Raw genomic sequence first — 12,468 nt, 5'->3', positions numbered from 1 at the left:
CGAGCTGGATTCCGGTCGTGTCCGGGGTGCCGACCGGTGGGGGCTGCCCCGTGGGCACCCCGCGGGCAGGTCGCTCGTTCCCACGACGGCGCCCCGTGGCGGTACCGTTCGTGGTCGACGCATTGCCTCCGTACGGGATGGAGTGGGCCGAGATGCAGCACGCTGTGGGAGCACCGCAGCCCGGTCGACCGGCGGCGCAGCCGTCCCCCCCGCCGCCCCCCGCACCCGGCGGCACAGGGCACTTCCCGCTGCCGCCGCCGGCTCCCGTGCAGGTGCCCGCGCAGCCCGGCGGCTCGCTGTCCGGTACCGCGCACGGCCCGGTCGCCGTCCTGCTGATCGGCGCGGCCGGCGCGGGCAAGACCACCATCGCCCGGTACTGGGCGGACCACCGCGGCGCCCCGACCGCGCACATCAGCCTGGACGACGTGCGGGAATGGGTGCGAGCCGGTTTCGCCGACCCGCAGGCCGGGTGGAACGAGCACTCCGAGGCGCAGTACCGCCTCGCCCGCCGCACCTGCGGCTTCGCCGCCCGCAACTTCCTGGCCAACGGTGTCTCCTGCATCATCGACGACGCCGTCTTCCCCGACCGCCCCGCCGTCGGCCTGGGCGGCTGGAAACGCCACGTCGGCCCCGGTCTGCTCCCGGTCGTCCTGCTCCCGGGCCTGGACGTCGTCCTCACCCGCAACGCCGAGCGCTCCGGCAACCGCCGCCTGTCCGACGAGGAAGTCGCCCGCATCCACGGCCGTATGGCCGGCTGGTACGGCTCCGGCCTGCCCATCATCGACAACTCCCACCTCGACGTCGCCGCCGCGGCCGCCGCCCTCGACCGCGTGGTGGCCCGCAGCCTCCAGGGCCCGCCGGTCTGGTAGACCCGCGGGCCGCGCGGCCCGTTCCCTTTCGGGCACCTCTTCCGACGCGACGGCCGCAGGCGGTCCTGGCGGCGGTGAACCGGGCCGTATCCCGGACAGGGCTGCAGGCGGCGCCCGGGCCGTATCCCGGACACACACCTCGGGAACCCCCTCTGCCCACCCTCGCCCCACCACCCCCGTGGGTGCCGGTCCACGCCGCCCGCAGGGCTTGCGAACGTCCCACGGCCGGACGCGCACAGGGAGCCACGCGGCCGGTGTCGTCGTACGCTCGCCGCATGGCGGAGGTGCATGCGATCCGTAGGGAACGGCTGCGCGGCCGGTGTGCGGCGGCGGGCGTCGCGGCGGCGCTCGTCACCCAGCCGGCCAATGTGCGGTATCTGACCGGGTGCGCGCCCGCCGGGGCCGCGCTGCTGGTCGGGCCGGGTCCCGAGGACGTCCTCGTGCACCTGCGTACGCCGCCCGACCACCGGGGCCGAGCGGAGTTCTCGGACGATCTGCGCTCCCTGGTGCTGCGGTCGGCGGACGGCGACGCGGCGGTGGCCGCCGCCGGGCTGGCCCGCGAGCACGCCGCCGCCTCCCTCGCCGTCGAGGAGCACCACCTCACCGTGGTCCGGCACCGCGCGATCGGCTCCGTCGCCGGCGGTCTGCCGCTGACCGACCTCGGCGGCGCCGTGGAGCAGTTGCGCCTGGTCAAGGACGAACAGGAGATCGCGGCCCTGCGCATCGCCGCGGAGATCGCCGACCAGGCCCTCGGTGAACTGCTGGAATCCATCCTGGTCGGCCGCACCGAACGGCACCTCGCCCTGGAACTGGAGCGCCGCCTGGTGGACCACGGCGCCGACGGACCCGCCTTCCCCACCTCCGTCGGCACCGGCCCGCACTCCGGCACCCCCCGCCACGCACCGACCGACCGCCGCGTGGAGGAGGGCGACTTCCTCACCGTCCGGCTGGGCGCCTGCTACCGCGGGTACCGCTGCGAGATCGGCCGCACCTTCGTCATAGGCAGCGCTCCCGCCGCCTGGCAGATCGACCTGTACGAGCTGGTCTTCGACGCCCAGCGGGCCGGCCGCGAGACGCTGGCGCCCGGGGTGGCCTGCCGTGACGTGGACCGCGCCACCCGCCAGCCGCTGACCGCCGCGGGCCACACCGAGGGCCTGGCGCCCTGGTCCGGCCACGGCGTCGGCCTGGAAATCGACGAGGACCCTCAGTTGTCACCTGCGGCCATGGGTAAACTGGACGCCTGCGTGCCGGTCACCGTCGAACCGGGGGTCCATCTTCCGGGCCGTGGCGGTGTCCGCATCGACGACACACTCGTCGTACGTCCCGTGGCGGACGGCGGGCCCGAGCTACTCACCATCACGACCAAGGAACTGCTCGCCCTGTGACGGGCGCGGGTTTCCTGGTCCCGAAGCAGCACTTTCAGGAGATTCCGCAACCGTGGCCACCACGAACGACCTCAAGAACGGCCTCGTGCTCAAGCTCGACAGCGGCCAGCTCTGGACCGTAGTCGAGTTCCAGCACGTCAAGCCCGGCAAGGGCCCCGCCTTCGTGCGTACCAAGCTGAAGCACGTGCTCTCCGGGAAGGTCGTCGACAAGACCTTCAACGCCGGAGTGAAGGTCGAAACGGCCAACGTCGACAAGCGCGGCATGCAGTTCTCCTACAAGGACGGCGCCGACTTCGTCTTCATGGACACCGAGACGTACGACCAGATCACCGTCAGCCCCGAGGTCGTCGGCGAGGCCGCCAACTACCTGCTGGAGGGCTTCGAGGCGGTCGTCGCGATGTACGAGGGCTCGCCGCTCTACATCGAGCTGCCCGCCTCGGTCGAGCTGGTCATCGAGTACACCGAGCCCGGTGTCCAGGGCGACCGCTCCACCGGCGGCTCCAAGCCCGCCCGCCTGGAGACCGGCTACGAGATCGGGGTGCCGCTGTTCATCACCACCGGTGAAAAGGTGAAGGTCGACACCCGCACGGGTGATTACCTCGGCCGGGTGAACAGCTAACCGTGGCTGCCCGGAACAAGGCCCGAAAACGCGCTTTCCAGATCCTGTTCGAGGCGGAACAGCGCGGGGCCGACCCCAGGACCGTCATGGCGGACTGGATCCGGCTGGCCCGGACCGACGACCGGCAACCGCCGGTCACCGAGTACACCTCACAGCTCGTCGAGGGTTACGCGGCGCACGCCCAGCGGATCGACGAACTGCTCTCCGGCTACGCGGTCGGCTGGACGCTCGACCGGATGCCGGTCGTGGACCGCAATGTGCTGCGCCTCGGCACGTACGAGCTGATCTGGGAGGACGACGTCCCGGACGCGGTGGTGCTGGACGAGGCCGTGCAACTCGCCAAGGAGTTCTCCACCGACGAGTCGCCGTCCTTCGTCAACGGCCTGCTCGGCCGGCTGATGGAGCTCAAGCCGACGCTGGGCCGCTAGGGGCCTGTCTGACACATCCCGCCTGCCTCGCGGTGTCCGGCACGTGCGTGCGCCGCGTTGCCGGGATCGTCGGAGCTGCCCATGACGCGGGCTACGCCCACTACGAGGACCGCCCTCCGCCGTGCGATCGCACGCACCGGACACCGCGAGCCCCACCCGGCGGGTGGACGGCGCCATGTGTCGGACCGGCCCTGGGCCGACATGCCGCCGCCCGGGGCGGACCCCGTCAGGGGCCGACCCGGGCGGCGGGACGTTTCTGCAGGCGGGACGGAAGGTCAGCCCTCCTCGTGCTGCACCGCGCGGCGTGCGTCCGAGTCGAGGACGCCCCAGGAGATGAGGTGCTCGGTGAGGACGGACGGCGACTGGTCGTAGATCACGGCGAGGGTGCGCAGGTCGTCCTGGCGGATGGAGAGCACCTTGCCGTTGTAGTCGCCGCGCTGGCTCTGGATGGTCGCCGCGTACCGCTGGAGGGGGCCGGCCTTCTCCGGCGGTACCTGGGACAGGCGCTCGAGGTCGAGCACGAGCTTCGGCGGTGGCTCCGCCGCGCCGCCGGGCGTGGTCCCCGGCAGCAGCTCCTGCACCGGCACTCCGTAGAAATCGGCGAGCTCGGCGAGGCGCTGCACGGTCACGGCGCGGTCGCCGCGCTCGTAGGAGCCCACGACCACTGCCTTCCAGCGGCCCTGGGACTTCTCCTCGACGCCGTGCAGGGAGAGGCCCTGCTGCGTGCGGATGGCACGGAGCTTCGCTCCGAGCTGCTTGGCGTAATCGCTGGACATATGGCTCCCCGGACGGAAACTCGGTGACTCACTGTGAGGTTACGCAGCGTAATCCAAGCTCGTCAAGCCGAAGAGGTCCGACTGGTCTCTGACCTGGGCGGTCTCCGTCACCTGATACCGTTGCCCCGTACCCCCGACGTCCTTTAACGCCCGTCCCGTGAGGCGGGGAAGGAGGTCCCCGACCCATGGTCGAAGACCGCAACACCATCGCGCGGACGCAGCCGCCGTCCGCCCCGCTTCCGGCCGGTGCCCGCCCGGTGCTCGAAGCCCCGGACATCGCCCGCGCCCTCACCCGTATCGCCCACGAGATCGTCGAACGTGCCAAGGGCGCCGACGACGTGGTGCTGCTCGGCGTCCCCACCCGCGGCGTCTTCCTGGCCGGCCGGCTCGCCGACAAGCTGGCCCAGATCACCGGCCGCAGCACCCCGGTCGGCTCGCTCGACATCACCATGTACCGCGACGACCTGCGGCTGCACCCGCCGCGGGCGCTGGCCCGTACCGAGATCCCCGGTGACGGCATCGACGGCCGGCTGGTGGTCCTGGTGGACGACGTGCTCTTCTCGGGCCGGACGATCCGCGCCGCGCTCGACGCCCTGGGCGACATCGGCCGCCCGCGCGCCGTACAGCTCGCCGTGCTGGTCGACCGCGGTCACCGCGAGCTGCCGATCAGGGCCGACTACGTCGGCAAGAACATCCCCACCTCGCTGCGCGAGACCGTCCGGGTCCTGCTGACCGAGGAGGACGGCCGCGACAGTGTTCTTCTCGGCCAGCTCGGCCAGCTCGGCCAGCTCGGCCAGAAGCCGGGCCGGCCGGCGGACGAGTAGCGCACCCGCGCCCGGACCCCGCACGGTCCGGCGCTCGCGTGTGCCCTCGTAGCCCCGGCGCGCCCTGCGGCCCGCCCCAGCACCCCGGAGTGACCCCGATGAAGCGCCATCTGATCTCGGCCGCCGACCTCACCCGCGACGACGCCCTGCTCGTGCTCGACACCGCCGAGGAGATGGCCCGCGTCGCCGACCGCCCCATCAAGAAGCTGCCCACCCTGCGCGGCCGGACCGTCGTCAACCTGTTCTTCGAGGACTCGACGCGGACCCGGATCTCCTTCGAGGCCGCCGCCAAGCGGCTCTCCGCCGACGTGATCAACTTCTCCGCGAAGGGGTCCTCGGTCTCCAAGGGCGAGTCGCTGAAGGACACCGCGCTCACCCTGGAGGCGATGGGCGCCGACGCGGTCGTCATCCGCCACCACTCCTCCGGCGCCCCGCACCGGCTCGCCACCTCGGACTGGATCAACGCCTCGGTGGTCAACGCGGGCGACGGCACCCACGAACACCCCACCCAGGCGCTGCTGGACGCGTTCACCATGCGCCGCCACCTGTCGGGCACCGGCCGTGACCTGTCGGGCCGCCGGATCACCATCGTCGGCGACGTCCTGCACAGCCGGGTCGCCCGCTCCAATGTGCTGCTGCTCACCACCCTCGGCGCCCAGGTCACCCTGGTCGCCCCGCCCACCCTGCTGCCGATCGGAGTCGGCCGGTGGCCCTGCGAGGTCTCGTACGACCTGGACGCGGTGCTCGCCAAGTCCGACGCCGTGATGATGCTGCGGGTGCAGCGCGAGCGGATGAACGCCGCGTTCTTCCCCACCGAGCGGGAGTACGCCCGTCGCTACGGCCTGGACGCCGCCCGGATGGCGGCGCTGCCCGAGCACGCCATCGTCATGCACCCCGGCCCGATGAACCGCGGCATGGAGATCACCGCCGAGGTCGCCGACTCCCCGCGCTGCACCGCCGTCGAACAGGTCGCCAACGGTGTCAGCACCCGGATGGCCGTCCTCTACCTGCTGCTCGGCGGCTCCGAGCCCGCGATCGCCAACCCCCGCACCGAGGAGAGCAAGTGACCACCAGCAACACCCTGATCCGCGGGGCGAAGATCCTCGGCGGCGCCGCCCAGGACGTTCTGATCAGCGGCGAGACCATCGCCGCGGTGGGCGCCGGGCTGGACGCGGCCGGCGCGACCGTCGTGGACGGCGCGGGGAAGATCCTGCTGCCCGGCCTGGTCGACCTGCACACCCACCTGCGCGAGCCGGGCCGCGAGGACTCCGAGACCGTGCTGACCGGCACCCGCGCCGCCGCCGTCGGCGGCTACACCGCCGTGCACGCGATGGCCAACACCTTCCCGGTCGCGGACACCGCGGGCGTGGTGGAGCAGGTGTGGCGGCTCGGCACCGAGTCCGGCTACTGCGACGTGCAGCCGGTCGGTGCCGTCACCGTGGGCCTGGAGGGCAAGCAGCTCGCCGAGCTGGGCGCGATGGCGGACTCCGCCGCCCGGGTACGGGTCTTCTCCGACGACGGCAAGTGCGTGGACGACGCGGTGATCATGCGGCGCGCGCTGGAGTACGTGAAGGCGTTCGACGGGGTCGTCGCCCAGCACGCCCAGGAGCCGCGGCTCACCGAGGGCGCCCAGATGAACGAGGGCACGGTCTCCGGCGAGCTGGGCCTGACCGGCTGGCCCGCCGTCGCCGAGGAGGCGATCATCGCCCGCGACGTGCTGCTCGCCGCACACGTCGGCTCCCGTCTGCACGTCTGCCACCTCTCGACGGCCGGGTCGGTGGAGATCGTCCGCTGGGCCAAGGCCAAGGGCTGGGACGTCACCGCCGAAGTCACCCCGCACCACCTGCTGCTCACCGACGAGCTGGTCCGTACGTACAACCCGGTCTACAAGGTCAACCCGCCGCTGCGCACCGAGGCCGACGTGCTGGCACTGCGCGAGGCGCTGGCCGACGGCACCATCGACTGCGTGGCCACCGACCACGCCCCGCACCCGCACGAGGACAAGGACTGCGAGTGGGCCGCCGCCGCCATGGGCATGGTGGGCCTGGAGACCGCGCTGTCCGTGGTGCAGCACACCATGGTCGACACCGGGCTGCTGGACTGGGCGGGCGTCGCCGACCGCATGTCGGCCCGGCCCGCGGTGATCGGCCGGCTGGCCGGACACGGGCGGCCCGTCGCCGGGGGTGAGCCCGCCAACCTCGTGCTGGTCGATCCCGCATACCGTGGAGCGGTCAATCCCGCGGGCTTCGCCTCCCGCAGCCGCAACACCCCCTACGCGGGCCGCGAGCTGCCGGGCCGGGTCGTCGCCACCTTCCTGCGGGGCCACGCCACGGTCATGGACGGGAAGCTCACATGACAGCTCTGACACTGCCAATGACGGTCATCGCCGAGGGTGCCGAGCGGCACTCCGCGAAGGTCACCGACTGGACCGACCGGATCGGCTGGATCGTCGGCCTCGCCCTGGTCGTCGTGCTCGTCTACTGGCTGATGCGGCAGGGCTGGCAGTGGCGCCGCACCCTCCAGGGCGGCCTGCCCGCACTGCCGCAGGCGCCCGAGGACACCGGGGAGCCGCTGCTGCCTCTGTTGTCGATGGACGGCCGCTACCACGGCAGCACCACCGCCGGGCAGTGGCTGGACCGGATCGTCGTGCACGGCCTGGGCGTACGCAGCCGGGCCGTACTGACCCTCACCGGCCGGGGCCTGGACGTGGCGCGCGTCGGCGCACCCGGGTTCTTCGTGCCCGCCGCCGCGCTGCGCGGCGCCCGGCTGGACCGGGCCATCGCGGGCAAGGTGCTCCCCGAGGGCGGCCTGCTCGTGGTCACCTGGGAGCACGGCGGCACCCTGATCGACTCCGGTTTCCGCTCCGACCACGCCGCCGAACACCCGGCGTGGGTCGCGCGCGTCAGCGAACTCACCGAACGCAACGAACTCACCGAACTCACCGAACGCAACGAACTCAGCGACGATGTGGTCGCCTTCGAGCAGGACAAGCCCCACGACAAGGAAGGCGCACAATGACGACCTCCACCCGGGCGGCCACCCCACCCGCCGTACTCGTCCTGGAGGACGGCCGCACCTTCCGCGGCCGTGCCTACGGGGCGGTCGGGGAGACCTTCGGGGAGGCCGTCTTCTCCACCGGCATGACCGGCTACCAGGAGACGCTGACCGACCCCTCCTACCATCGCCAGGTGGTCGTCATGACCGCCCCGCACGTCGGCAACACCGGCGTCAACGACGAGGACCCCGAGTCCGCCCGCATCTGGGTCGCGGGCTATGTCGTACGCGACCCCGCCCGGCGCCCCTCCAACTGGCGCTCCCGCCGCTCCCTGGACGAGGAACTCCTCGCGCAGGGCGTCGTCGGGATCAGCGGCATCGACACCCGCGCGCTCACCCGGCACCTGCGGGAACGCGGCGCCATGCGGGTGGGCATCTTCTCCGGCCACGCACTGGCCGACGACGGCACGCTGCTCGCCCGGGTCCGGCAGGCCCCCGAGATGGCCGGCGCGGACCTGTCCGCCGAGGTCGCCACCGAGCAGCCGTACGTCGTTCCCGCCGTCGGCCCGAAACGGTTCACCGTCGTCGCCCTCGATCTGGGCATCAAGGGCATGACCCCGCGCCGGATGGCCGAACGCGGCATCGAGGTGCACGTGCTGCCCGCCACCGCCACCGTCGAGGAGGTGTACGCGCGGCAGCCCGACGGGGTGTTCCTCTCCAACGGCCCCGGCGACCCGGCCACCGCCGACCTCACCGTCATCCGGGCGGTGCTGGAGCGCGGCACCCCGCTGTTCGGCATCTGCTTCGGCAACCAGCTCCTCGGACGGGCGCTCGGCTTCGGCACCTACAAGCTCAAGTACGGCCACCGCGGCATCAACCAGCCGGTGCGCGACCGTGCCACCGGCAAGGTCGAGGTGACCGCGCACAACCACGGCTTCGCCGTCGACGCCCCGCTCGACCGGGTGATCCAGACCCCCTACGGCCGCGCCGAGGTCAGCCACGTCTGCCTGAACGACGACGTGGTGGAGGGGCTGCGCCTGCTCGACCGGCCGGCCTTCAGCGTCCAGTACCACCCCGAGGCCGCAGCCGGCCCGCACGACGCCGCGTACCTGTTCGACCGCTTCGTCGAACTCATACGGGACGAGCAGGACAAGCACAGCGCAACACTCATGGAGGGCCAGCGTGCCTAAGCGCACCGATATCGAGTCCGTCCTGGTCATCGGCTCCGGCCCGATCGTCATCGGCCAGGCAGCCGAGTTCGACTACTCCGGCACCCAGGCCTGCCGGGTGCTCAAGGCCGAGGGCCTGCGGGTGATCCTGGTCAACTCCAACCCGGCCACCATCATGACCGATCCGGAGATCGCCGACGCCACGTACGTGGAGCCGATCACCCCGGAGTTCGTCGCCAAGATCATCGCCAAGGAGCGGCCGGACGCGCTGCTGCCCACCCTCGGCGGCCAGACCGCGCTCAACACCGCGATCGCCCTGCACGAGGGCGGCGTCCTCGCCGAGCACGGCGTCGAACTGATCGGCGCCAACGTCGAGGCCATCCACAAGGGCGAGGACCGCGACCAGTTCAAGGCGGTCGTCGAAGCCGTACGGGCCAAGATCGGCCACGGCGAGTCCGCCCGCTCGGTGATCTGCCACTCCATGGACGAGGTGCTGGCCGGCGTCGGCGCCCTCGGCGGCTACCCGGTCGTGGTCCGCCCCTCCTTCACCATGGGCGGCGCCGGCTCCGGCTTCGCCCACGACGAGGACGAGCTGCGCCGCATCGCCGGGCAGGGCCTCACCCTCTCGCCCACCACCGAAGTGCTCCTGGAGGAGTCCATCCTCGGCTGGAAGGAGTACGAGCTGGAGCTGATGCGCGACAGGCACGACAACGTCGTGGTCGTCTGCTCCATCGAGAACTTCGACCCGATGGGCGTGCACACCGGCGACTCCATCACCGTCGCCCCCGCGATGACCCTCACCGACCGCGAGTACCAGATCCTCCGCGACATCGGCATCGCCGTGATCCGCGAGGTCGGCGTGGACACCGGCGGCTGCAACATCCAGTTCGCGGTCAACCCCGACGACGGCCGGGTCATCGTCATCGAGATGAACCCGCGGGTGTCGCGGTCCTCCGCGCTCGCCTCCAAGGCCACCGGTTTCCCGATCGCGAAGATCGCCGCCCGGCTCGCCGTCGGCTACACCCTGGACGAGATCCCCAACGACATCACCGAGCAGACCCCGGCCTCCTTCGAACCCACCCTGGACTACGTGGTGGTGAAGGTCCCGCGGTTCGCCTTCGAGAAGTTCCCGGCCGCCGACGCCACCCTCACCACCACCATGAAGTCGGTCGGCGAGGCGATGGCCATCGGCCGCAACTTCACCGAGGCGCTGAACAAGGCGCTGCGGTCGCTGGAGAAGAAGGGCTCGCAGTTCGACTTCGCCGGCCCGCTCGGGGACAGGGCCGAACTGCTGGCGAAGGCCGCGGTGCCCACCGACGGCCGGATCAACACCGTCATGGCGGCGATCCGCGCCGGAGCCACCCAGCAGGAGGTCTTCGACGCCACGCGGATCGACCCCTGGTTCGTCGACCAGCTCTTCCTGATCAAGGAGTACGCGGACGAGCTGGCCGCCGCCGACCGGCTCCACCCGGAGCTGCTGGCCGACGCCAAACGGCACGGCTTCTCCGACGCCCAGATCGCCGCCGTCCGCGGCCTGCGTGAGGAGACCGTCCGCGAGGTCCGGCACGCGCTCGGCATCCGCCCGGTCTACAAGACCGTCGACACCTGCGCCGCCGAGTTCGCCGCGCGCACCCCGTACTTCTACTCGTCCTACGACGAGGAGAGCGAGGTCGCGCCGCGCGCGAAGCCCGCGGTGATCATCCTCGGCTCGGGCCCCAACCGCATCGGCCAGGGCATCGAGTTCGACTACTCCTGCGTGCACGCCTCCTTCGCGCTGCACGATGCCGGGTACGAGACCGTCATGGTCAACTGCAACCCGGAGACCGTCTCCACCGACTACGACACCTCCGACCGGCTCTACTTCGAGCCGCTCACCCTGGAGGACGTCCTGGAGGTCGTGTACGCCGAGACCCAGGCCGGACCGGTCGCGGGCGTCATCGTCCAGCTCGGCGGCCAGACCCCGCTGGGCCTGGCCCAGGCGCTCAAGGACAACGGCGTGCCCGTCGTCGGCACCTCGCCCGAGGCGATCCACCTCGCCGAGGACCGCGGCGCCTTCGGCCGGGTGCTCGCCGAGGCCGGGCTGCCGGCGCCCAAGCACGGCACCGCCACCTCCTTCCCCGCCGCCAAGGCCATCGCCGACGAGATCGGCTACCCGGTGCTGGTCCGCCCCTCCTACGTGCTCGGCGGGCGCGGCATGGAGATCGTGTACGACGAGACGCGCCTGGCCTCGTACATCGCGGAGTCCACCGAGATCGGCCCGAACCGGCCGGTGCTGGTCGACCGCTTCCTGGACGACGCGATCGAGATCGACGTGGACGCGCTCTACGACGGCCACCAGCTCTACCTCGGCGGCGTGATGGAGCACATCGAGGAGGCCGGCATCCACTCCGGCGACTCGGCGTGCGCGCTGCCGCCGATAACGCTGGGCGGCCACGACATCAAGCGGCTGCGGGTGTCCACCGAGGCGATCGCCGCGGGGGTCGGCGTGCGCGGCCTGATCAACATCCAGTTCGCGCTGGCCGGGGACGTCCTGTACGTGCTGGAGGCCAACCCGCGGGCGTCGCGCACCGTCCCCTTCACCTCCAAGGCGACCGCGGTACCGCTGGCCAAGGCCGCCGCCCGGATCTCGCTGGGCGCGACCATCGCCGAACTGCGGGCCGAGGGCCTGCTGCCGTCCCGCGGCGACGGCGGCACGCTGCCGCTGGACGCGCCGATCTCCGTCAAGGAGGCGGTGCTGCCGTGGAGCCGGTTCCGCGACCCGCAGGGCCGTGGCGTGGACACCGTCCTCGGGCCCGAGATGCGTTCCACCGGCGAGGTGATGGGCATCGACACGGTGTTCGGCACCGCCTACGCCAAGTCGCAGGCGGGCGCGTACGGCGCACTGCCCACCAAGGGGCGGGCCTTCGTCTCCGTCGCCAACCGGGACAAGCGGGCGCTGATCTTCCCGGCGCGGGCGCTGATCGAGCACGGCTTCGAGCTGCTGGCCACCTCGGGCACGGCGGAGATGCTGCGGCGCAACGGGATCGAGGCGCGGATCGTGCGCAAGCAGAGCGAGGGGGTCGGCCCGGACGGCGAACCCACCGTCGTGACGCTGATCCACGAGGGTGAGGTGGACCTCATCGTCAACACGCCCTTCGGCACCGGCGGACGCCTCGACGGCTACGACATCCGCACCGCCGCGGTGGCCCGCGGGGTGCCGTGCCTGACCACGGTCCAGGCGCTGGCCGCCGCCGTCCAGGGCATCGACGCGCTCACCCGCGGCGACATAGGGGTGCGCTCCCTCCAGGAGCACGCGGAGCGAATGACCGAGGCGAGGGAGGGCTGAGGGCGGCCGGCGCCGTCGCGACGGGGTGTTCCGCCCGGCCGTGCCGGCCGTGCCCGCACCCGAACGACCTGACCCTGCT

General features: G+C 72.1%; 11 protein-coding genes. 10 read left to right on the top strand and 1 reads right to left on the bottom strand.

The genetic code is table 11. From position 1 onward, the window contains the following. The first annotated feature begins 137 nt into the window (after positions 1-137). The 4 genes from VIW71_RS03275 to nusB all read left to right on the top strand — a co-directional run bounded on the left by VIW71_RS03275 (position 138) and on the right by nusB (position 3,301). Positions 138-869: an AAA family ATPase gene (locus tag VIW71_RS03275; RefSeq protein WP_414720638.1), complete on the top strand. Its 732-nt coding sequence runs from the start codon at positions 138-140 to the stop codon at positions 867-869. 275 nt (positions 870-1,144) lie between these two features. Then, positions 1,145-2,254: a M24 family metallopeptidase gene (locus VIW71_RS03270; RefSeq protein ID WP_331620387.1), complete on the top strand. Its 1,110-nt coding sequence runs from the start codon at positions 1,145-1,147 to the stop codon at positions 2,252-2,254. A gap of 52 nt (positions 2,255-2,306) precedes the next feature. Beyond that, positions 2,307-2,873: an elongation factor P gene (gene efp, locus VIW71_RS03265; protein WP_331620386.1), complete on the top strand. Its 567-nt coding sequence runs from the start codon at positions 2,307-2,309 to the stop codon at positions 2,871-2,873. Between the two features lie 2 nt (positions 2,874-2,875). Beyond that, positions 2,876-3,301 (top strand): transcription antitermination factor NusB, encoded by a 426-nt coding sequence (nusB, locus tag VIW71_RS03260; RefSeq protein WP_331620385.1) that lies wholly within the window; start codon positions 2,876-2,878, stop codon positions 3,299-3,301. Positions 3,302-3,576: 275 nt separating this feature from the next. On the opposite strand, the gene bldD is transcribed toward nusB, so the two are convergent. After that, positions 3,577-4,077 (bottom strand): transcriptional regulator BldD, encoded by a 501-nt coding sequence (bldD, locus tag VIW71_RS03255; RefSeq protein WP_331620384.1) that lies wholly within the window; start codon positions 4,075-4,077, stop codon positions 3,577-3,579. A 185-nt stretch (positions 4,078-4,262) separates the two neighbouring features. Between bldD and pyrR the strand changes: the two genes are divergently transcribed. The 6 genes from pyrR (at position 4,263) to carB (ending at position 12,389) form a co-directional block, all read left to right on the top strand. Beyond that, positions 4,263-4,901, top strand: a complete 639-nt coding sequence (gene pyrR, locus VIW71_RS03250; RefSeq protein ID WP_331620382.1) for a bifunctional pyr operon transcriptional regulator/uracil phosphoribosyltransferase PyrR — start codon at positions 4,263-4,265, stop codon at positions 4,899-4,901. Between the two features lie 98 nt (positions 4,902-4,999). Further along, a complete protein-coding gene (locus tag VIW71_RS03245; protein WP_331620381.1) occupies positions 5,000-5,968 on the top strand; it encodes an aspartate carbamoyltransferase catalytic subunit in 969 nt (322 codons plus the stop codon). Then, positions 5,965-7,257, top strand: a complete 1,293-nt coding sequence (locus VIW71_RS03240) for a dihydroorotase (protein ID WP_331620380.1) — start codon at positions 5,965-5,967, stop codon at positions 7,255-7,257. Before VIW71_RS03245 ends, VIW71_RS03240 begins: the two co-directional genes overlap by 4 nt. Continuing rightward, entirely contained in the window at positions 7,254-7,919 is a 666-nt protein-coding gene (locus VIW71_RS03235) for a hypothetical protein (protein WP_331620378.1), read from the top strand. The genes VIW71_RS03240 and VIW71_RS03235 overlap by 4 nt, the downstream gene beginning before the upstream one ends. Beyond that, complete coding sequence (carA, locus tag VIW71_RS03230) at positions 7,916-9,085, top strand: glutamine-hydrolyzing carbamoyl-phosphate synthase small subunit (protein ID WP_331620377.1); 1,170 nt, start codon at positions 7,916-7,918, stop codon at positions 9,083-9,085. The genes VIW71_RS03235 and carA overlap by 4 nt, the downstream gene beginning before the upstream one ends. After that, positions 9,078-12,389, top strand: a complete 3,312-nt coding sequence (gene carB, locus VIW71_RS03225) for a carbamoyl-phosphate synthase large subunit (RefSeq protein ID WP_331620375.1) — start codon at positions 9,078-9,080, stop codon at positions 12,387-12,389. Before carA ends, carB begins: the two co-directional genes overlap by 8 nt. The last annotated feature ends 79 nt before the right edge of the window (positions 12,390-12,468 follow it).

Origin of the sequence: Streptomyces sp. (genome assembly GCF_036524955.1) — a bacterium.
GTDB lineage: Bacteria > Actinomycetota > Actinomycetes > Streptomycetales > Streptomycetaceae > Actinacidiphila.
The sequence above is the reverse complement of the archived record's forward strand: the minus strand, read 5'-3'. Positions and strand labels throughout refer to the sequence as shown.

What these genes read in the sequence shown, in the direction of transcription:
- VIW71_RS03275 (WP_414720638.1), top strand. Translation starts at nt 138, where the DNA reads ATGGAGTGGGCCGAGATGCAGCACGCTGTGGGAGCACCGCAGCCCGGT.
- VIW71_RS03270 (WP_331620387.1), top strand. Translation starts at nt 1,145, where the DNA reads ATGGCGGAGGTGCATGCGATCCGTAGGGAACGGCTGCGCGGCCGGTGT.
- bldD (WP_331620384.1), bottom strand. Translation starts at nt 4,077, where the DNA reads ATGTCCAGCGATTACGCCAAGCAGCTCGGAGCGAAGCTCCGTGCCATC.
- pyrR (WP_331620382.1), top strand. Translation starts at nt 4,263, where the DNA reads ATGGTCGAAGACCGCAACACCATCGCGCGGACGCAGCCGCCGTCCGCC.
- VIW71_RS03245 (WP_331620381.1), top strand. Translation starts at nt 5,000, where the DNA reads ATGAAGCGCCATCTGATCTCGGCCGCCGACCTCACCCGCGACGACGCC.
- VIW71_RS03235 (WP_331620378.1), top strand. Translation starts at nt 7,254, where the DNA reads ATGACAGCTCTGACACTGCCAATGACGGTCATCGCCGAGGGTGCCGAG.
- carA (WP_331620377.1), top strand. Translation starts at nt 7,916, where the DNA reads ATGACGACCTCCACCCGGGCGGCCACCCCACCCGCCGTACTCGTCCTG.